Origin of the sequence: Aliagarivorans marinus DSM 23064 (assembly GCF_000429485.1) — a bacterium.
In the GTDB taxonomy this organism is placed as follows: Bacteria; Pseudomonadota; Gammaproteobacteria; order Enterobacterales; family Celerinatantimonadaceae; genus Aliagarivorans; species Aliagarivorans marinus.
This window is the reverse complement of sequence record NZ_AUBY01000015.1, coordinates 146277-164477: the sequence shown is the minus strand read 5'-3', so window position 1 is coordinate 164477 and position 18201 is coordinate 146277. Positions and strand designations below refer to the sequence as shown.

At 54.3% G+C, this 18201-nt stretch carries 20 protein-coding genes; 4 read left to right on the top strand and 16 right to left on the bottom strand.

Features of this window, described 5'->3' with window-relative positions:
* Positions 1 to 296 precede the first annotated feature (296 nt).
* Positions 297 to 833, top strand: a complete 537-nt coding sequence (locus tag G461_RS0106855; RefSeq protein ID WP_026971279.1) for a gamma carbonic anhydrase family protein — start codon at positions 297 to 299, stop codon at positions 831 to 833.
* 34 nt (positions 834 to 867) lie between these two features.
* On the opposite strand, the gene G461_RS0106850 is transcribed toward G461_RS0106855, so the two are convergent.
* A complete protein-coding gene (locus G461_RS0106850) occupies positions 868 to 1128 on the bottom strand; it encodes a DUF1488 family protein (protein ID WP_026958249.1) in 261 nt (86 codons plus the stop codon).
* A 121-nt stretch (positions 1129 to 1249) separates the two neighbouring features.
* Between G461_RS0106850 and G461_RS0106845 the strand changes: the two genes are divergently transcribed.
* Positions 1250 to 1726 (top strand): GNAT family N-acetyltransferase, encoded by a 477-nt coding sequence (locus G461_RS0106845; RefSeq protein WP_342664365.1) that lies wholly within the window; start codon positions 1250 to 1252, stop codon positions 1724 to 1726.
* 11 nt (positions 1727 to 1737) lie between these two features.
* On the opposite strand, the gene aroE is transcribed toward G461_RS0106845, so the two are convergent.
* The 6 genes from aroE to znuC form a co-directional block, all read right to left on the bottom strand.
* Complete coding sequence (gene aroE, locus G461_RS0106840; RefSeq protein ID WP_026971277.1) at positions 1738 to 2556, bottom strand: shikimate dehydrogenase; 819 nt, start codon at positions 2554 to 2556, stop codon at positions 1738 to 1740.
* A gap of 91 nt (positions 2557 to 2647) precedes the next feature.
* Positions 2648 to 3028 carry a MaoP family protein gene (locus G461_RS23535; protein ID WP_035479607.1) on the bottom strand — a complete coding sequence of 127 codons (381 nt, stop codon included), beginning with the start codon at positions 3026 to 3028 and terminating at the stop codon, positions 2648 to 2650.
* Positions 3029 to 3178: 150 nt separating this feature from the next.
* Positions 3179 to 4114 (bottom strand): oxygen-dependent coproporphyrinogen oxidase, encoded by a 936-nt coding sequence (gene hemF / locus G461_RS0106830; RefSeq protein WP_026971276.1) that lies wholly within the window; start codon positions 4112 to 4114, stop codon positions 3179 to 3181.
* A gap of 22 nt (positions 4115 to 4136) precedes the next feature.
* Positions 4137 to 4700, bottom strand: coding sequence for an L-threonylcarbamoyladenylate synthase type 1 TsaC (gene tsaC / locus G461_RS0106825; RefSeq protein ID WP_035479604.1), 564 nt, complete (start codon positions 4698 to 4700; stop codon positions 4137 to 4139).
* Positions 4700 to 5491 (bottom strand): zinc ABC transporter permease subunit ZnuB, encoded by a 792-nt coding sequence (znuB, locus tag G461_RS0106820; RefSeq protein WP_035476911.1) that lies wholly within the window; start codon positions 5489 to 5491, stop codon positions 4700 to 4702. Before znuB ends, tsaC begins: the two co-directional genes overlap by 1 nt.
* A complete protein-coding gene (gene znuC / locus G461_RS0106815; protein ID WP_026971274.1) occupies positions 5484 to 6230 on the bottom strand; it encodes a zinc ABC transporter ATP-binding protein ZnuC in 747 nt (248 codons plus the stop codon). Before znuC ends, znuB begins: the two co-directional genes overlap by 8 nt.
* A 16-nt stretch (positions 6231 to 6246) precedes the next feature.
* On the opposite strand from znuC, the gene znuA reads away from it, so the two are divergent.
* Positions 6247 to 7209, top strand: a complete 963-nt coding sequence (gene znuA, locus G461_RS0106810) for a zinc ABC transporter substrate-binding protein ZnuA (protein ID WP_084429062.1) — start codon at positions 6247 to 6249, stop codon at positions 7207 to 7209.
* 64 nt (positions 7210 to 7273) lie between these two features.
* Here the strand turns inward: znuA and hemN are convergent, their stop codons facing one another.
* The 6 genes from hemN to G461_RS0106780 form a co-directional block, all read right to left on the bottom strand.
* Complete coding sequence (gene hemN / locus G461_RS0106805) at positions 7274 to 8647, bottom strand: oxygen-independent coproporphyrinogen III oxidase (RefSeq protein ID WP_026971272.1); 1374 nt, start codon at positions 8645 to 8647, stop codon at positions 7274 to 7276.
* Positions 8647 to 9105: a DUF2489 domain-containing protein gene (locus G461_RS0106800; RefSeq protein WP_026958240.1), complete on the bottom strand. Its 459-nt coding sequence runs from the start codon at positions 9103 to 9105 to the stop codon at positions 8647 to 8649. The genes hemN and G461_RS0106800 overlap by 1 nt, the downstream gene beginning before the upstream one ends.
* The gene (yihI, locus tag G461_RS0106795) at positions 9105 to 9683 is read right to left on the bottom strand and encodes a Der GTPase-activating protein YihI (RefSeq protein WP_026971271.1); all 579 of its coding nucleotides are present in this window, start codon (positions 9681 to 9683) and stop codon (positions 9105 to 9107) included. The genes G461_RS0106800 and yihI overlap by 1 nt, the downstream gene beginning before the upstream one ends.
* 33 nt (positions 9684 to 9716) lie before the next feature.
* A complete protein-coding gene (locus tag G461_RS0106790) occupies positions 9717 to 10358 on the bottom strand; it encodes a class I SAM-dependent methyltransferase (RefSeq protein WP_051333410.1) in 642 nt (213 codons plus the stop codon).
* Positions 10359 to 10480: 122 nt separating this feature from the next.
* The gene (locus G461_RS0106785; RefSeq protein ID WP_026971269.1) at positions 10481 to 10978 is read right to left on the bottom strand and encodes a carbohydrate binding domain-containing protein; all 498 of its coding nucleotides are present in this window, start codon (positions 10976 to 10978) and stop codon (positions 10481 to 10483) included.
* Between the two features lie 272 nt (positions 10979 to 11250).
* Positions 11251 to 11886, bottom strand: a complete 636-nt coding sequence (locus G461_RS0106780) for a c-type cytochrome (protein WP_035479600.1) — start codon at positions 11884 to 11886, stop codon at positions 11251 to 11253.
* Between the two features lie 138 nt (positions 11887 to 12024).
* On the opposite strand from G461_RS0106780, the gene yihA reads away from it, so the two are divergent.
* On the top strand, positions 12025 to 12660 hold the full coding sequence (gene yihA / locus G461_RS0106775) for a ribosome biogenesis GTP-binding protein YihA/YsxC (protein ID WP_026971267.1): 636 nt from the start codon (positions 12025 to 12027) through the stop codon (positions 12658 to 12660).
* 684 nt (positions 12661 to 13344) lie between these two features.
* On the opposite strand, the gene polA is transcribed toward yihA, so the two are convergent.
* The 3 genes from polA to G461_RS0106760 form a co-directional block, all read right to left on the bottom strand.
* Positions 13345 to 16095 (bottom strand): DNA polymerase I, encoded by a 2751-nt coding sequence (gene polA, locus G461_RS0106770; RefSeq protein ID WP_026971266.1) that lies wholly within the window; start codon positions 16093 to 16095, stop codon positions 13345 to 13347.
* Positions 16096 to 16440: 345 nt separating this feature from the next.
* Complete coding sequence (locus G461_RS0106765) at positions 16441 to 16767, bottom strand: DUF3630 family protein (RefSeq protein ID WP_026971265.1); 327 nt, start codon at positions 16765 to 16767, stop codon at positions 16441 to 16443.
* The gene (locus G461_RS0106760; protein WP_026971264.1) at positions 16755 to 18173 is read right to left on the bottom strand and encodes a protein adenylyltransferase SelO; all 1419 of its coding nucleotides are present in this window, start codon (positions 18171 to 18173) and stop codon (positions 16755 to 16757) included. Before G461_RS0106760 ends, G461_RS0106765 begins: the two co-directional genes overlap by 13 nt.
* Between the last annotated feature and the right edge of the window lie 28 nt (positions 18174 to 18201).

The following is an 18201-nucleotide window of genomic DNA, read 5'->3' as shown; positions in this document are numbered from 1 at the left end:
CTCAACCCTGACCCGCTTTCACCGCAAACCCTGTTGCGCCGTGCCGTGTCAGTGGTGGCGCATTATAGGGAGCCGAGGATTTTGCGCAAGGCTTTTTTGAAGAAAATATGAAAAAAGAATGCGTTCGTATACTAATCACGCGAAACACCCTAAAAGTGGCTATTTATCATGCGACTTTGGTCGCGCTCAATATACTTTTCCGCACAGCCGAGCAATAATTGAGCGACAATCTAGCTGTGCGATAAATAGAGACTCTAGCTATCACAGCTATACCTCATCGTAATCAGGGAGCATTCATGAGCATCAAGACTTATCAAGGGATCCTACCCGAACTGGCCGACAGCGCGTGGGCCGATGACAGCGCAGTACTCTACGGCGACGTTAAACTAGCCGACGACGTTAGCATTTGGCCATTGGTTGCCGCCCGCGGCGATGTAAACCATATCCGCATCGGTGCCCGCACCAATATCCAAGACGGATCAGTGCTACACGTCACCCGTACTAGTGAAGGCAAACCCGAAGGCTATCCGCTTATCATTGGTGAGGATGTCACCGTGGGTCATAAGGCGATGCTACATGGCTGCCAGATTGGCAATCGGGTATTAGTCGGCATGGGCGCAATCATCCTCGATGGCGCGGTCGTTGAAGACGATGTGATTATCGGCGCAGGCAGCCTAGTGCCACCCAACAAGGTCCTACAATCGGGCTTTCTCTATATAGGTAGACCGGTAAAGGCCGCGCGCCCACTCAGTGATAAAGAACGCGCCTTTCTACCCGCATCTGCCGCCAACTATGTAAAACACAAGAATGAGTATAAAGAAGAGCACGGTTAACCAGCCGCGCTAGGTGCGACGGGTAATGCCTAGCCTAAAGCACCACCGCGCCGGAGGTATCGTAATCTTCGGCGTCGATACGCTGTTCGATTAAGTCCTCAATATCGAACTGCACACTGTGGTAGGCCTCAAGTAGGGTCGCCTCATCATTAAGCGGTAGGCCAACCATATGTTCCAGGGTTGCCTTGCGCACTGCACACTGGACCTTGGCTCCGCCCACCTGGGCACTGAATTCAATTCGCTGTTCAACTGGCTGCCAATGTTGGTCATCGCTGATGATAATCCCTTGATTCATACTCGCTTCCGCCTTTTTACTTGAACTGAACTGCGCGGCCTCTAACAATGAGGCTGAGAAAAGCCCTGAGTTATCCACTCAGGTACAGGCAAATTGTGTGCGGCTTTAATAAGGAGTGCAAGTGGACCAGCAACAGATTGAGTGGCAACAACAAGGTTTTGACGAACTCACGACTCACGAGCTGTATCAGATAATGATGCTCAGGGAGGCGGTGTTTGTGGTCGAGCAGGACTGCCCCTACCAAGATGCCGATGGACAGGACCTACACGCCATTCACCTTAGCGGCTGGCAACAACAACAGCTGCTCGCCTATGCGCGGATCTTCGCCCCCTCCCAAAATGGGGAGCAGCAAGGCGCGGTAAAGATAGGTCGAGTGGTGACCGATAGTACCCAGCGCCGCTTGCGCTTGGGTAGCCAACTGATGCAGCAGGCGGTGGATTACTGCCACCAGCAATGGCCAGATAGCGCCATCGTCATCTCAGCCCAGTCGCACCTACAAGGTTTCTACCAGCGCTTTGGCTTTGTCGCCTTTGGAGAGGGTTACCTGGAAGATGGCATCCCTCACCAAGGGATGCGGCGTCCAGCAAGTCGTGCCTGAGCGATAAAATCCTAAGCGCTAAGGTTACGGCGCAACTCGCGCAGAACCTGACGGGCGCCGGGGCGGATCCCGCGCCAGATGGCAAAGCTCTCGGCAGCCTGCCCCACCAGCATCCCCAAGCCATCAACGACCTGTTTAGCGCCTTGCTGTTTAGCCCAGGCGTTAAATGGGGTGGTTTGGTTGGCATACATCATGTCGTATACCCAAGTGTCGGCTTTAATTAACTCAGGAGAGATGGCTGGTAACTGGCCGCTAAAACCGGCCGAGGTGGAGTTAATGATCAGCTGGTAATCGTCTTGCGCCTCGGCAAAGCCGCAGGCCTTGACTGCACCGAACGGGGCAAAGATCTCCGCCAGTTGCTCGGCCTTAGACACGGTGCGATTAGCAATGGTCAGGCTCTCTGGGCCACACTCCAGCAGCGATTGGATCGCACCACGTGCTGCACCACCTGCTCCTAGCAACAAAATACGCTTGCCTTCAAGACTCCCAAACTGCGATTGCAGGTCACTGACCAAGCCCGCGCCATCGGTGGTATCTCCAAACAGCACGCCATCATCGGTCAGCTTTAGGGTGTTCACGGCCCTGGCGAGTTTGGCACGCTCGCTATGTTGCTGCGCCATACGGTAGGCCTCTTCTTTAAACGGGGCGGTGATGTTGCAGCCTTTCCCGCCGTTTTCTAAGAACTCGCTGAGTGCCTGCTCAAAGCCATCTACTGGCGCTTCAATCGCACTGTACTCCAGCTGCTGCTGCGTTTGCCGGGCAAACAGGGTATGAATAAATGGGGATTTTGAGTGGGTAACCGGATTTCCGAAAACAGCGTAGCGATCCATCACAAACCTAATGACACGTTTAAAAGGGCCCCTAGCTTATCAAGCCACGGGCAGCGCTGCTACGTTATCGAACGCTTAGCCATGTAGGTAGCTAGTCGTCGTCAACCACCAGATCGTTGCTGTCGACATTGTCCGCACTATCGTCGCTTGTGCTGGTATCGTCGGCCGCTGGCGCATTCTTCGGCGTGGATACCAGACCATGGAAGCTTTTCCTGCCCGTTAGCTTTTTATACTTCAGCCAGACCTTTTCTTCGGTGGAGCTAGGCTCTCGCTCGCCACGACAGACGCTAATAAAGATCTGCTCAATCTCATCGATGGGATCGCGCTGGGCTTCATCCAGCTCTTTGAAGGCATATCCGCTACGTTCCAAGATATCGGCCTCTTTGATGGTAAAGGCACCGCTGCGGGAGAACCCACGACGAAAATGCTTATCATCATAGAAACGGCGCTTAGCAATAAACGATGTGCTCATAGTGTTTAGCTCAACGGTTGAATACAGGGCTAGCCAGTGACTAGTAAATATTTAATCCAAAGATTGCCACTCGGCAAGTTGATAACTTAAAAAATCTTTGGCCAGTATCCAAGCCGTTGTTTTTAGAATTTTTTGTTACAATTCAGTGAGCTAGTCAATAGTGAGCCAATCACGTGGGCGTAAGTAATCGCTGTAAAGCCGCGCCTCGGGCGAGTCGGGCTCTGGGTTCCAGTCGTAGCGCCATTTCACCAGCGGCGGCATCGACATCAGAATCGACTCGGTGCGCCCACCCGATTGCAGGCCAAACAAGGTGCCACGGTCGTACACCAAGTTGAACTCCACATAGCGCCCGCGACGGTAGAGCTGAAAATCACGCTCGCGCTCGCCATAACTCAGTGCTTTGCGCCGCTCTACAATAGGCAAGTAGGCTGGCAGAAAGCCATTCCCCACAGCCTGGGTAAAGGCAAAGCACTGGGCAAAGCCATCTTGGTTCAGGTCGTCAAAGAATAGCCCGCCCACCCCGCGCGTTTCGTTGCGGTGCTTGAGAAAGAAGTAATCATCACACCAACGCTTGAACTCAGCATAGCGTTGCTCTCCAAAGGGCTGGCATAGATCGGCAGCGACTTGATGCCAGTGCACGCAATCTTCTTCGAAGGGGTAGTAAGGGGTAAGGTCGAAGCCGCCACCAAACCACCAGATAGCCTCTTCACCGGGCTTCTCGGCGATAAAGAAGCGCACATTAGCGTGGGAGGTTGGCACGTAAGGGTTGTTCGGATGGATGACCAGCGATACCCCCATCGCCTCAAAACTGCGACCGGCCAACTCGGGGCGCTGGGCGGTGGCAGAGGCTGGCATCTGCTCGCCGGTTACATGGGAGAAGTTGACTCCGGCCTGCTCAAACACCGCACCACCGGTTAGCACGCGGGTGCGCCCTTCGCCGCTCAAACCGCGATGCTCTGCAGGGTCGCGCAACCAATCATCATGAAAAAAGCGCTGCTGGCCGTCGGCTTGTTCCAAGGCCTCACAGATCTGTTGTTGCAGGGCAAGCAGGTACTGCTTTACCTGATGTTTGTCGACGAGTTCCATGTGTATCAAATCCTGTTAACGCTTAAGCCCGGAAGAGTTTCCCGGAGAAGATATCTTTGATTTGGCTAGGTTGACTGGCGCCTCCCAGCGGCGCATCCCATACCCAGTGCACTCCATCCAAGCAGGCCGCTTCGCTGGCCGTTCGGGCCGGCTCCTCGCCGCTGTAGTTGGCCGATGTCGAGACAATGGCGGTCTCCAAAATGCCACACAACTGGCAAACACCGGGATGGCGGGTCAGGCGCACCGCCACCGTATCGAACTGGCCACAGATCCAACTGGGAAGCTGTGGCCCTGCTGGCACCACCCAGGTGGTGGGCTGCTCCGGTTTACTGGTCAAACGGCGCATCGCTTGGGCATCAAGCTTAGAGAAATCCACCAAGCCCTCTAGCTGCTTGGTGTTACCGGCAATCAGGATCATGCCTTTTTCCACCGGGCGAGATTTGATGGCAAGGATGGTTTCCACTGCTTGCTGATCGCGCGGGTCACAACCAAGGCCGAATACCGCCTCGGTGGGATAGGCGATAACCTCGCCCTGCTCAACGGCAGCAGCAATCGCGCTTAGGTCTTGAGTTACTTTTGCTACCACTATGCTTTCCCTCTGATAAGTGTGTGCACCAAGATGAATTGTGTCGCGGCAGCAACCACCACCGACGGCCCGGCCGGCGTATCTTGGTACCAAGACAGGCTTAAGCCAAGTAATACGGCAAACCCGCCAAACAGCACTGCCAAACCGGCCATCTGCTCGGGCGAGTGGGCCAAGCGGCGGGCGGTAGCCGCAGGTATTAACAGCAGCGAGCTGATAATCAGTACGCCGACGATCTTCATGGCGATGGCGATCACCAGCGCCAACAGCAGCAGTAATAACGCGCGCAAGGCCTCGACCTTAACCCCTTCGGCTGCCGCTAACTGCTCGTTCACCGTCGCCGATAATAAGTTGTTCCATTGACTAGCCAAGATGGCAAGCACCACCGCGCCGCCGCCCCAGATCCACCACAGATCGGCATGGGTCACCGACAACAGATCGCCGAACAGGTAGGCCATCAAGTCAACACGAACGTTGTCCATCAACGCTACCACCACCAAGCCAAAGGAGAGGGCCGAGTGGGCCATAATCCCCAGCAAGGTATCACTGGCCAGCTGTTTGTGGCGCTGCAGACTCAGCAACACCAAGGAGAGCAAGGCGCCACTGAGAACCACCGCCAAGGTCAGGTTAATCTGCCACCACAGGCCAAGGGCAATCCCGAGCAATGAGGCGTGGGCCAAGGTATCGCCAAAATAGGCCAAGCGGCGCCACACCACAAAGGAACCCAGCGGACCAGCCACCACTGCAATGCCAAGCCCAGCCAGCAGTGCATTGATCAAAAAGCTGTCAATCATCATCTTCGCCTTGGTCTACCCGGTGGTCGTGGTCATCGCACTGGTGGTGATGGGTGTATACCGCTAGCTGCTGTTGTTCATTTTGGGCAAACAGGCGAGCGAATTCGGGGTGCTTGGCGACACTCTCAGGTGCGCCCTTACAGCAGATATGATGATTCAGACAGATCACTTGATCGGTACCGGCCATCACCAAGTGCAAGTCGTGGGAGACCAGCAGTACCGCAAAGTTCATCTTGGCGGTAAGCTCGGTGATCAGCCGATAGAGCTCCACCTGGCCGCTGATATCAACCCCTTGAACCGGCTCATCCAACACCAGTAGCTGTGGCTCGCGCAGCAGCGCCCGCGCCAACAATACTCGCTGCATTTCACCGCCGGATAGCCGCGCCATCTGGCGTTTTAGCAAGCCATCGATGGCGAGTAGGTTAACCACCTCGCGCAGCTTGGATTTGACGCCATTGCTAGCCAGTCGCAGGAAACGCTCGGCAGTTAACGGCATGCCTTCGTCCCATGCGATCTTCTGCGGGACATAGCCTATCTTTAGCTTGGGCGCGCGGGTAATCACACCGGAATCGGCGTTCAGTAAGCCTAAGATCACCTTCACCAAGGTGCTCTTGCCTGCGCCATTAGGGCCAATTAAGGTAGTGATTTCGCCCTGATTCAGTTCCAGCGAGATGTTGTCCAACACCCGCCGCTGATCAAAGCTGAGGCTGACCTCAGAGAGTGAGAGTAAGGTTGCCAATCCCGGTCCTTTCTAAATGAGAATGGTTTACAAAAAAGCGCGTTATTCTATATCAAATGTTACACTAGCGCGAAATTTAACCCCAGAGGAAGCCCCCACCATCATGATAAAACGGCTATTCACTTGTTTTCTGGTCGCTTTTGCTTGTCAATCCAGTGCTGAACCGGTCATCTTGACCTCGATAAAACCACTGCAGTTACTGGTCACAAGCCTTTATCAGGAGCAAGTCAGCACAGATTATCTGGTGGACCCGCGCTTTTCGCCCCACGATTACGCCTTGCGCCCCTCCGATATTCGCAAGCTGCGCCGGGCCGATCTAATTATTTGGGTGGGTGAAGATTTAGAGCCCTACCTCGGTAAACCGCTTGATCATTTTCCCACCCCGCAATTGGAGGTGATGGCACTCTCCGACATCACGCTGCGGGCAGCCGCTCAACAGCATGATGATGGACACTATCATGAGCTTGACCCGCATGTGTGGCTGGATATCGAGATAATGCTGCGTTTAGCTGAGCGCCTCACCGAGAAAGTGATAAAGCTGGAGCCAGAGAACGCCGAGCTACGTCGCACCCAACTGGCCGAGTTCTCCGATCGCCTGGCCACTACCGAGCAGCGACTGCAGCAACAGCTCAGCCCCCACCAAGACAAGGGCTACTTTGTGTTCCACGATGCCTATGGCTATTTCGAAAGCCACTTTGGCATGAACCGCTTAGGGGAATTTACCATTAACCCACAGCAACGCCCCGGCGCACGCACCTTGAGCCGGATCCGCCAGCAGCTCAGCCAGCAGCAGGCACACTGTATCTTTGCCGAGCCACAATTTGATGGGGCGATCTTGCAAGGGGTGAGTGAGGAAACGGGCGCTCAGATCGGCATGCTCGACCCGATGGGCCTGGCGATTGAGGCCAATGCCGATGGCTATTTCGCCTTTCTTGAGGCAATGGCAGACGACTACCTGGCCTGCCTGGCGCTCAACTAGCAAGCACGCCCAAGCGAACGGCTAAGGCAAAAAAGAGCCGCTTGGGCGAACACTCAATCGCTAATCAGATAACCCGCGAGAACTGCTGGCGACGCGCCTGATCGCGGAAATACACATCAAAGCACATACAAATGTTGCGGATCAGCAGCCGCCCTTTGTTGGTCACCCGGATAGCGTGGGGTAGCAGCTCCACCAGTTGGTCATCGGCAAAGCTCTGCAACAGCTTCAGATCTTCACTGAAGTAGTCGTTAAAGCTAAGTCCATAGGCCTGCTCGATGGCCGCAAACTCTAGCTCAAAGTTGCAGATCAGCGATTTGATCACCTCGCGACGCAGCTTGTCGTCGTCGCTCAGGGTTAGGCCCTTGGTGAGCGCGTGGCCTTGCTCGTCGATCTGTTGGTAGTAGTCTTTCAGCTCACGCTGATTTTGGCAGTAGCTGTCACCCAGCATGGAGATGGAGCTGACGCCCATACCGAGAAGATCGGCATCCCCTTGGGTGGTGTAGCCCTGGAAGTTACGATGCAGCACGCCCTCGCGCTGAGCCTTGGCCAACTCATCCTCGGGCTTGGCGAAATGATCCATCCCGATGAACTGATAGCCCGCCTCACACAAGAATTCGATGCTGGAGCGTAGTATCGCCAAACGTTCGTTAGCCGATGGCATGTCTTGCTCTTTGATCTTGCGCTGAGCGGCAAACCGGCTCGGTAGGTGGGCATAGTTAAACACCGACAGGCGATCCGGGTCGAGGTCTAGTACCCGCTCAAGGGTGGTCAGAAAGCTGGCTTGAGTTTGCTTGGGTAGGCCGTAGATAAGGTCGATATTCACCGACTTAAAGCCAACATTGCGCGCCCGTTCCACCAAAGCAAAGATAAACGCTTCGTCTTGGGTGCGGTTGACCGCAGCCTGTACCTCAGGATTAAAGTCCTGCACCCCAAGGCTGAGTCGGTTAAAGCCCAACTCGGCGAGCAGGTCGATGGTTTCAAGCTCAATCTCACGCGGGTCTACTTCGATGCTGATCTCGGCATCTTCTGCGAAGTTAAACTGCTCGGTTAAGCGGCTAAACAGGCGAGTAAGCTGAGCGGGTTCAAGGAAGGTTGGGGTGCCGCCGCCCCAGTGCATCTGGCTAACCTGACGATTACGGGTCAGCTGAGCATGCTGGGCAATTTCCCGCTCAAGGTAATCCAGATAGATATCCGCCTTGTGCAGATGGCGGGTGATCACCTTGTTGCAGCCACAGTAGTAACAAAGCTTATGGCAAAACGGGATATGCACATAAAGAGAAAGGGGACGCTCGGGGTAGGCGCCTAGCGCGCTGGCCAGATCGCCCTCGGAGAAGCCATCTTTAAACTCCAGCGCCGTTGGGTAGGAGGTGTAACGCGGGCCAGAATAGTTGTACTTCTCAATTAAGGCCTGATCCCAGGCAATCCCCAGCTTGTCCATTATTTCTCCAGGTAGTGGCTCAGTTCGAAGTCCAGCAAGCGTTTGGCTTCATCCAGTATGCCTTGTTCCATGTCCTGCTCATCTTGCCAGCGCTTAAAGTCTTGCTGGCGACGTTGCTTAAGCGGCAGGGCATTGCGCGCTTCATGGGTCGGCAAGTCTTTCACCTTATCGTACAGCGCGAACAGAGAAGGGTAGTGACCACGCCAGTCTATCACCTGCTGGCTCTGCATAACCGGAAGCAGGTTACACAAACGGATAACCCCTTCCGACAGGCCACAACGCTCATCTAAGATGGCCTTGGCAATATAGCGAATATCATCGGTCAAACGCTGGTTGCGTTTGGCGACCGCCTGCTGAATCATCCGGCGCTGGGCAATTAAGCGCCCAACTAATACTGCAGCGTAAGCGGCCAGCCCGAGGATAATCAACGCTGCGATCAGCAAAATCACCGTTGGCATCACGAATCCTTAAAATCGTCCAGAGATGAAGAGTCGAGCGAGTCCCACAGATCGTCATCGGAGCGTTCGCCATCGAGATCATCGTCGTCTTCTTCCAGCAGGCCAAGCTCTGCCAGCAGTTCACGGTGGCGTGCCAATTGCGTGTCCAGCCACTGCTGATCGGCCGCTTGTAAGGTTTCGCCTTCATCGACCCGATCGATCAGCGTGGTCAAGCGAGGATCATTCTCCAAACGTTCCAGCTCTTGTTCAGGGCTCAGGGCTTGCTCTGGGCTCAGCGCTTCCACCTTCGGCTTGGCAACTTTCTCGGGCTTCGGCTTGGCTACCACCGGAGCTGCACTCGCCGCCGCACTCGCCGCTGCAACCAAAGTAATCGGCTTTTTGCTGCCCAGACGCGGGTCGGCCTTGGCTTCTGCGCCCGAAGCCTTCTTGGCCGCTACCACATGCTCTTGTTGGCGACTGCCCGAGCCTTTACCCTTACCTTTATTGGCGGTTTGGTCTGGAAGAACCCGGTTCTTTTTAAAATCGGCGTCCTTACGTATGCCGATCAAGCCGCCTTTGCGGCTCTTTTTTCTAGACATCGTTTACTCTCTTAATTTATCAACGCTTGTTGACTAACAAGCTGGTCGTGACCGGAACAGCGCGACATCTGCGCTCACTAGTTCCAAGTCTAACTGAAAGTTGTGCGCCAACCATTCCATCGTTTGATCGCTGTAGAACGCCACATGGGTGAGGTCGTTCTTATAGTGCCACTGTTTAAAACGCGCCAAACCGAGATGACGTTTAGTCATCACCCCTAGCAGTCCACCGGGCTTTAGCAAGCTCAACAGGAGCGGCCAGCTCTGGCTTGGCTGGTTAAAGTGCTCGGCCACCTCGCTGCAGCTGACGCAATCATACTGCTGCGTTAACAGCTCAGGCTGATTGGCAAACAGCGGATCGTAGTTAGCCATGGCGACCCCGGCTTCGCCAAACAGCAACGACATAGCAGGGCCCGGGCCACAGCCAAAGTCCAGCCCTTGGGAGTCAGCACTGAGCCGTTGCAACATCGGCTCCGCCAAGCGGTTTAGGAAGCGCAGGTAGCCTTGATCGTCTGGGTCGTTCTCGTGCAGCTGATATTCAGCCAACTCATCACGCGATGACAGATGTTGCTCGGCAGGCACGAACACCAGATCGCAGTGGCCACAGCGGTAATAGTCACGGCGGCGGTCTTGATAAAAATGCTGGCAGTTGGGGCTCGCGCAGAGGCTACAAATCACGATATCAACAGACGGTCAAAAAAGAGGCGCAAGCTTACCACAGGACGTGGGTAATAAGGAGTAACAAGGGGACAAATCGTCCCCTTGAGATATTTACGCAGCAACTCGCAGCGCAGCGAGCATCACTGGTCGCTCAAGCGGATCGCTCTAACGGTAAATTCTGTCCCCGGTTTGGCATCACCCAGCAGCAGTGAATAGGCGCTGTTGTTGTCCTTCTTGGGCATCTTGAATCGGTAGCTAAAGCTTTGTGGCTCGGTACCCACCTCAAACTCTTCGATGAAGAACGGCGCATAGTCGTCGTAGTCTTTCTGAACGATCACCAACGCAGTGGTGGGGTGATTAGCAGATATCGTAAACTCAACCAAATACTCTTGGGATTTCTTAAGCTTAAGCGAGGGGCGCTTGAGCTGAATGTGGTAGTTTTCGGTACCGGCCTTGTCAATACGAACGGTCGCCTCACTGGATGAAATAGCAAAGCTGGCCTCGCCATTGCCCCAGCCATCTTTACCGGCACTGACGCCTTGCCAGGCGCTCCCCAGAGTTACCTCCAGTGCAGCAACATTCCAGCTGAGCAACAGCGTGATAACGACGCTGATGGCACCTTTATAGATCCGATTCATAATACTCTCCTTGCGATGTGGTCAGTTATGGGTAAGCGGGATATCCCTTTTGCTTATCCACTGCTTGACTAATCTAGAAGCCAGAAAGCACGTCATCGGTGCCGAAGTTAACAATCGCCCACGCAACTGGTGAAACCACGAGAGCCATCTCACAGCAATTTCTCGATTAACCAAAAAACGTAATGCGTGTGCATTTTTTAGTCAGGAACATTACTCTTACACAACAAAACGGAGCCAAGTGGCTCCGTTTTACTCAGTACGCAAGAGAGGGACTAGTGCAGGCCACCCAGGTACTTGGATAGGATCTCGATATCCTCGTCGCTGAGCTTCATGGCGACATCGCGCATCATGCCGTTCGGGTCGTTAGCCCGCTCGCCACTGCGAAACGCACGCAGCTGGCTATCGATGTAGCCCGCATACTGCGAGGAGACACGTGGGAACTTAGCCAGGCTCTGCCCGACACCACGCGGCCCGTGACAAGCCGTACAGGCAGCGATGCCGCGCTCGATGTCACCGCCCATATAGAGCGCTTGGCCTCGCTCGACCACTTCTTCCGGAGTTGTGTTAGGGCTCATAGTCAGCGATGCATAGTAGGCAGAAAGGTCGAGCATGTCCTGATCGCTCAGTGGCATCGCCATACCGCCCATCACGGCGTTGGCGCGGCCTTCTGCACCACCGCCGGTCATGCCTAACTTAAAGTCTTGTAGTTGTTTATACAGGTAGGAGGCGTGCTGCCCCTCGAGTTTTGGGAAACCACCGGCTTCGCCTTGCTCATTGTGACAAGCGGCGCAGGAGGCTGCTTTTAGCTTACCCGCTTCGATGTCGCCAACGGCGGTTTCTGTTGGGCTTGCCGCGAGAACCGGAGTGGCGATCCCCGCCAAAATCGTGAAAACTAGGCTTAGTTTCATCTTAACAGTCCATTATTAGTATTATTCCAATCCACACGCTGGCACGCTCCGTGATACACTTAGCAACCCAGCAACAAATATTCTACACAAATTCGCAACAAACGTAATCACTCTTTCCCTGTGGGAGTATTCAGCACCATGTCTCGCTATCCATTTCAACAAACTCATTTTATCACCAGCGCGCCGAACATCCGGGCTATGCCTGACGACGAGGGCATCGAGGTTGCGTTTGCCGGCCGCTCCAACGCAGGAAAGTCCAGTGCGCTGAATACCCTGACCCAACAAAAAAGCTTAGCCCGAACCAGTAAAACCCCAGGCCGCACTCAGCTAATCAACGTATTTGAGGTGCAGCCGGGTTATCGCCTGATCGACTTGCCCGGCTATGGCTTTGCCCAAGTCCCAGAAGCCATGAAGATCGAATGGCAGAAATCGCTGTCTGAGTACCTGCAAAAACGCGAAAGCCTGCAGGGCTTGGTGGTACTGATGGATATTCGCCACCCCTTTAAAGAATTAGACCAACATCTGATTCAGTGGGCGGTGGATTGCGAGCTGCCGGTACTGGCGCTGTTGACCAAGGCCGATAAGCTCAAGCAAGGTGCCCGTAAAAAAGCCTTGCTGGAAGGGCGTAAGCTGGCCGAGGAGTTTGGCGAGCTGGTGCAAGTAGAGACCTTCTCTTCACTGAAACGCCAAGGTTTGGACAAGCTAGTTATCAAGCTGTCTGGCTGGTTCGATGGCGACGCGGCTGACGACGATATCGACGAAGACTCCGAGTAAACCCTGCGAGTAAGTGTTCGCGTCAACCAGAGTCGCCCTGCGGCTCCGGTTGCTCCCCCTCTCCATCGAGTCTCTGCGAAGCGCTCAAAAAAAAGCCCCACTAAAAAGCGGGGCTCGAGAACTAAACTCTAAAAAACTGAAAGCACTATTCCAATTGCATAATATAGGACCGCCTGCTTTTGGCTTAGTTCACATTAGTTTCAACTTTTTTATCAAAACCCCTTTCTACGCCCGCACTGGTCACATAGAAATTTGGCAACAAAGCTGTAGCTAAATTACGTATAAGATAGAAAATGACGCGGACGCTCAACTTAATTAGTAATTACTGAGAAAACTTTCAATAAGCTGTAAGGTTAGATGGGCTTAGGGCAAAAAAAACGCCTCAGCACATCAGTGCGGAGGCGGTTACATAGCTGTTTCAACTACGTGAAATAAAGGTCTGAAAGATAGAACATCTTACCTCTGTACCCTACGCGATTAAAGATAGTACATAGTGGACGAAAAATAAACCCTAAAATGTATATTAATTTCATTTTTAGCCAATTTATGAATCTAAAGTTACAAGAAAAGCTTTTCAAAAATTACAAAAAGTCAGCGTTGCGCGACTAAAAAACATACAGAATTAGGCGGCAGGCACAAAAAAAGCCGACCACCGTCGGCTTTTTAGTAAATACTTTGTTAATTTTAGTGAGCTTGGTCCCAGTTATCTCCGACCCCAGCTTCAGCGACCAATGGCAGGTCCAAGGTGACCGCAGATTCCATCAGTTCCACCAGTTTCGGCACCAAGGCATCAACCAGCTCTTGCTTGATCTCAAACACCAGTTCATCGTGTACCTGCATCAACATACGCACATCGTCGTTGTCTCGTTGATCGATCCACTCAGCCACCGCAATCATTGCTTTCTTGATGATATCGGCGGCAGTCCCCTGCATTGGCGCATTCACCGCGGCGCGCTCTGCCGCTTTCTTGCGCATGCCGTTACGTGAGTTGATATCAGCCAAGTGCAGGCGTCGGCCAAACAGGGTCTCGACATAGCCGTGTGCTTGCGCGAACTCGCGGGTGCGCTCCATATAATCAAGAACACCCGGGTAACGCTCGAAGTAGCGATCCATATACTGCTGGGCGTCTTGACGACCAATATGCAGCTGCTTGGCCAAACCAAAGGCACTCATGCCATAGATAAGGCCGAAGTTGATCGCCTTAGCGCTACGGCGTTGCTCGCTACTCACCTGCTCTAATGGCTGGTCGAACACCTCGGAGGCGGTAGCGCGGTGGATATCTTCACCCGCGGCAAAGGCGGTTAGCAGGCCTTTGTCACCACTTAGGTGGGCCATAATACGCAGCTCGATCTGCGAGTAGTCGATGGCCACCAACTTATAGCCCTCTTCCGGCACGAAGGCCTGACGCACCTTGCGCCCTTCCTCATTACGGATCGGAATGTTCTGCAGGTTGGGATCGGTTGAGGAGAACCGCCCGGTCGCCGCGCCCGCCTGATGATAGGAGGTATGCACCCGCCCGGTGCTCGGCTCCACCAGCTTGGGCAGCTTGTCGGTATAAGTAGACTTTAGTTTCACCAAACCACGGTGCTCCAGAATCAGCTTCGGCAGTGGGTAATCCAGGGCCAGCTCCTGCAACACTTCTTCGGCGGTCGACGGTGCGCCCTTAGGTGTTTTCTTAATAACCGGCAGCTCCATCTGCTCAAACAGGATCTGCTGGAGCTGTTTGGTGGAGCTTAGGTTAAACGCTTCGCCAGCCACCTCATGGGCTTGTTTTTCCAACTCGCCGATGCGCTCACTCAAAGAGAGGCTATGGGCAGACAGCAGTGAGCTGTCGATGCGCACGCCGGTGCGTTCGACCTTGGAGAGGATGCTCACCAAGGGCAGCTCGACCTTTTCAAACAGCTGCTTTAGTCCCGGCTCGGCTTCCAGCTTTGGCCATAGGCACTGATGCAGTCGCAGGGTGATATCGGCGTCTTCGGCCGCGTAAGGCGCCGCCTGCTCCAGCGGGATCTGGTTAAAGGTAAGCTGCTTGGCGCCTTTACCGGCGATCTCTTCAAACTTAATGGTTTTGTGCTGAAGGTATTGCAGCGACAATGAGTCCATATCGTGGCGAGTCAGGGTGCTGTTTAGCACGTACGACTCAAGCATGGTGTCGAAGGCGATACCACGCAGCTCAATGCCATAACGTGCCAATACGCTGGCATCGTACTTAAGGTTTTGGCCAACCTTGGCTTTGTTGGCATCTTCCAGCAATGGCTTAAGCTGAGCCAGCACCGCATCGCGCTCGAGTTGCGCGGGCGCATCCAGATAATCGTGACCAAACGGCAAGTAAGCCGCTTTGCCGGCCCCCACCGCGAAGCTCACACCCACCACTTCTGCCTGCATATAGTTAAGTGAGGTGGTTTCGGTATCAAAGGCGATCAGCTCTGCCTGTTGGAGCTTTTCTAGCCAGCCATCAAAGCTTGCTTGATCGAGAATGCACTCATACTCGCCTTTAACCGCTTCCGCTGGCGCTGCGCTCTCGGAGGCTGAACTACCACTAGCCGCAGTTCTGCTGTCCATCGCCTCGCTCAACCAACGCTTAAACTCAAGCTCACCAAACAGCTTGATCAGGGCGTCACGATCCTGTGTCTTGAGCTTAAGATCGTCTTCGCTGATCTGGTGCTCCACATCCAATTTGATGGTCGCCAGCTCGTAGGACAAGCGCGCCTCTTCGGCGTGCTCACGCAGCTTATTGGGCATCGACTTAGAGCCACGGAAGCCCAGCTCTACGGTGGCATCAGGGTCGGCCAGTAGCTTTTCTACGCCGCCAATGCCTTGCAGCAGAGCCAGTGCAGTCTTCTCACCCACGCCAGGCAGGCCCGGGATGTTATCCACCTTGTCGCCCATCAGTGCCAGATAGTCGATGATAAGCTCAGGTGGAATGCCAAACTTATCCACCACGCCTTCGCGGTCCATTACTGTATCGGTCATGGTGTTAATCAGGGTGATATTGTCATCCACCAGCTGGGCCATATCTTTGTCGCCGGTGCTGATCAGCACTTTCTCGCCGCGCTTGGAGGCCTCTACTGCCAGAGTACCGATCACATCATCGGCTTCCACGCCGGGCAAGGCGATCATGGGTAGCCCCATGGCTTCAATCACCGCATGCAAGGGCGCGATCTGCGAGCGCAGGTCGTCAGGCATGGACGGACGGTTTGCCTTGTACTCTGGGTAGATCTCATCGCGGAAGGTTGGCCCCTTGGCATCGAATACCACCACGATGCGCTCAGGCGAGAACTGACGCAGCAAACTGCGCAACATATTCACCACCCCGTAAACAGCCCCTGTGGCTTCTCCTTTGGAGTTGGTCAGATGCGGTGGTGCGTAGTAGGCACGGTATAAATAAGAGGATCCATCGACCAGGATCAGTGGGTTCTCAGGCAGGCGAGACATGGGCTTTCCATCAACGATTAGTTTGCGCAGATGATGCCACATGCAGCTGGGATCCTCCAGCTGGGTACAACGCTCAAAATCTGTGGATAAGTCTGTTTACAGATGTGCCAAAGCCTCTCGAGCATTAGTTGTGCACAAGATAAGCAAAAGAAGAATATTCCTTTTAAAACAGCACTTTACAACTTACTGAAGGGGCTACGACAGGAGTGACTGCGAGTTTTCCAAAATGTGGATATTTACTTGTCCTTGTAACCGAACACCGCCGTTATTGAGCAAAAAATCGCCTTTCGCTTTGACGGGGTGGAGAACTATATGCCAATCGACTAGGTATAACTTTGAGTTAGATCACATTTTGTTTTCCTGTCCTTGGAAAATGATCAAACCGAGATCCTTCTTCAACTTTTCGCAAAGTGCTTGAAAATGCGCAGTATTTGCACACTCTGCCCACAAGCTGCCAGCCAGTGCCTCGTAGCGCAGCCAGCACAGCACCTCTTGGTAGTAAAAGCTCAGTGCCAACCAATCAGCACCTTGTTCAAGACTAGTCGGCTGGCATTGCAGTTCGGTGACGCAACGCGCAAACAGAGCATCAATCTGCGACTCGCTAAACTGATGCTGGATCTGCAGGCATTGATGCTGATGATCAACGGTAATAGCAGGGATCAACTGCTGCATGAAATCTCCAAATGCTTACCCCAGTCGGGCGCGGCTTGGGCATACTCTTCACAACCGGCTTGCTGCTGATAAGGCGTGTTGAGCACCTTATGTAACTGCTGTACTGTCTGAAAGTCGCCTTGCTCAGCGTGATCGATGGCCTGCTGCGCCAAATAGTTGCGCAGTATATAGCAAGGATTGTGCTGTTGTTGACTGGCCAGTCGCTGTTGCTCGGTTTGGTCGTCATCAGCAAGCCGTGCGCGATACTCGCCCAGCCAACGCTTGCCGGCGCTGCGTTGTGAAAGTAGCGATGGCTCCCCCTCGCTAAGTTGACGCAAGCTCACAGTGAGGTCGAGCCGCTCAGTCTGCAACAGCTCTAGCAAGCCACCTAGCAGAGCCTCATCGTTTGCCTGCCACTGGCTCAGCCCCAACTTGCGCTGCCAATGCCATAGATAACGAGCATTGATGTGGGTTTTATAGCGCTCCCACAGCGCGTCGCATTGCTCGCTGCTCACCAAGTCAGACAGGGCATAGGCCAGGCACTGCAGATTCCATAGCCCGACACCAGCCTGTTGGTCGAAGGCATAACGCCCGTAGCTATCGCTATGATTGCAAATATGCCGTGGGTCGTAGTCATCGAGAAAGCCATAGGGGCCATAGTCGATGGTTAAGCCGAGCAGCGACATATTGTCGGTATTCATCACCCCATGACAGAAGCCCACCGCCAACCAGTGGGCAATCATATCGGCGGTGCGGATGGTGACCTCTTCGAGCATCGCCAACACCGGATCGTCGGCATTGGCCTGCTCGGGAAAGTAGTGTTCCAAGCAAAAGTCCACCAAGGCTCTCAGGTCATCTTTGCGCTGCTGATGAAACAGGTACTCAAAGTGACCGAAACGGATATGCGAGGGGGCCATCCGCAATAACATGGCTTCCGGCTCTGGGCGCTCGCGCTGCACCGCGCCGCTGCCCATGGTCATAGCCAGAGCGCGGGTGGTGGGGATCCCCAATGCTGCCATTGCTTCACTGGCGAGAAACTCGCGGATCGTCGAACGCAGCACCGCCTTGCCATCGCCATGGCGGGAGAAGGGGGTGAGGCCAGAGCCTTTGAGTTGCAGCTCCCAATGCTCACCTTGCTGGTTTCGGTATTCCCCCAGCATCAGCGCGCGCCCATCGCCAAGTTGTGGGCTGTAGCCGCCAAACTGATGACCGGCATATACCGTGGCAACTGGTTGCATACCATCGATAGTGGCCTGCCCCGCCAGTACCTGCTGCCATGGTGCTTGTTCAAGCGCGGGCAGGGACAAGTCCACCAGCTTGGCTGCTGACTCACTGACGATCACCAAGCGCGGATCGCTTAGCGGAGTCGCCTGCTGGGCATGACACAACTGGGGAAAGGCTCGGGCGTAACGGTTGGTATAGGGCATCGCTTATCCTTAAGCTGGCCGAAGTATG

Bases quoted from the DNA above. Each gene is read 5' to 3' on its own strand.
- G461_RS0106855 (WP_026971279.1), top strand. From the start codon at position 297: ATGAGCATCAAGACTTATCAAGGGATCCTACCCGAACTGGCCGACAGC.
- G461_RS0106850 (WP_026958249.1), bottom strand. From the start codon at position 1,128: ATGAATCAAGGGATTATCATCAGCGATGACCAACATTGGCAGCCAGTT.
- aroE (WP_026971277.1), bottom strand. From the start codon at position 2,556: ATGGATCGCTACGCTGTTTTCGGAAATCCGGTTACCCACTCAAAATCC.
- G461_RS23535 (WP_035479607.1), bottom strand. From the start codon at position 3,028: ATGAGCACATCGTTTATTGCTAAGCGCCGTTTCTATGATGATAAGCAT.
- hemF (WP_026971276.1), bottom strand. From the start codon at position 4,114: ATGGAACTCGTCGACAAACATCAGGTAAAGCAGTACCTGCTTGCCCTG.
- znuB (WP_035476911.1), bottom strand. From the start codon at position 5,491: ATGATTGACAGCTTTTTGATCAATGCACTGCTGGCTGGGCTTGGCATT.
- znuA (WP_084429062.1), top strand. From the start codon at position 6,247: ATGAGAATGGTTTACAAAAAAGCGCGTTATTCTATATCAAATGTTACA.
- hemN (WP_026971272.1), bottom strand. From the start codon at position 8,647: ATGGACAAGCTGGGGATTGCCTGGGATCAGGCCTTAATTGAGAAGTAC.
- G461_RS0106800 (WP_026958240.1), bottom strand. From the start codon at position 9,105: ATGCCAACGGTGATTTTGCTGATCGCAGCGTTGATTATCCTCGGGCTG.
- yihI (WP_026971271.1), bottom strand. From the start codon at position 9,683: ATGTCTAGAAAAAAGAGCCGCAAAGGCGGCTTGATCGGCATACGTAAG.
- G461_RS0106785 (WP_026971269.1), bottom strand. From the start codon at position 10,978: ATGAATCGGATCTATAAAGGTGCCATCAGCGTCGTTATCACGCTGTTG.
- G461_RS0106780 (WP_035479600.1), bottom strand. From the start codon at position 11,886: ATGAAACTAAGCCTAGTTTTCACGATTTTGGCGGGGATCGCCACTCCG.
- yihA (WP_026971267.1), top strand. From the start codon at position 12,025: ATGTCTCGCTATCCATTTCAACAAACTCATTTTATCACCAGCGCGCCG.
- polA (WP_026971266.1), bottom strand. From the start codon at position 16,095: ATGTCTCGCCTGCCTGAGAACCCACTGATCCTGGTCGATGGATCCTCT.
- G461_RS0106765 (WP_026971265.1), bottom strand. From the start codon at position 16,767: ATGCAGCAGTTGATCCCTGCTATTACCGTTGATCATCAGCATCAATGC.
- G461_RS0106760 (WP_026971264.1), bottom strand. From the start codon at position 18,173: ATGCCCTATACCAACCGTTACGCCCGAGCCTTTCCCCAGTTGTGTCAT.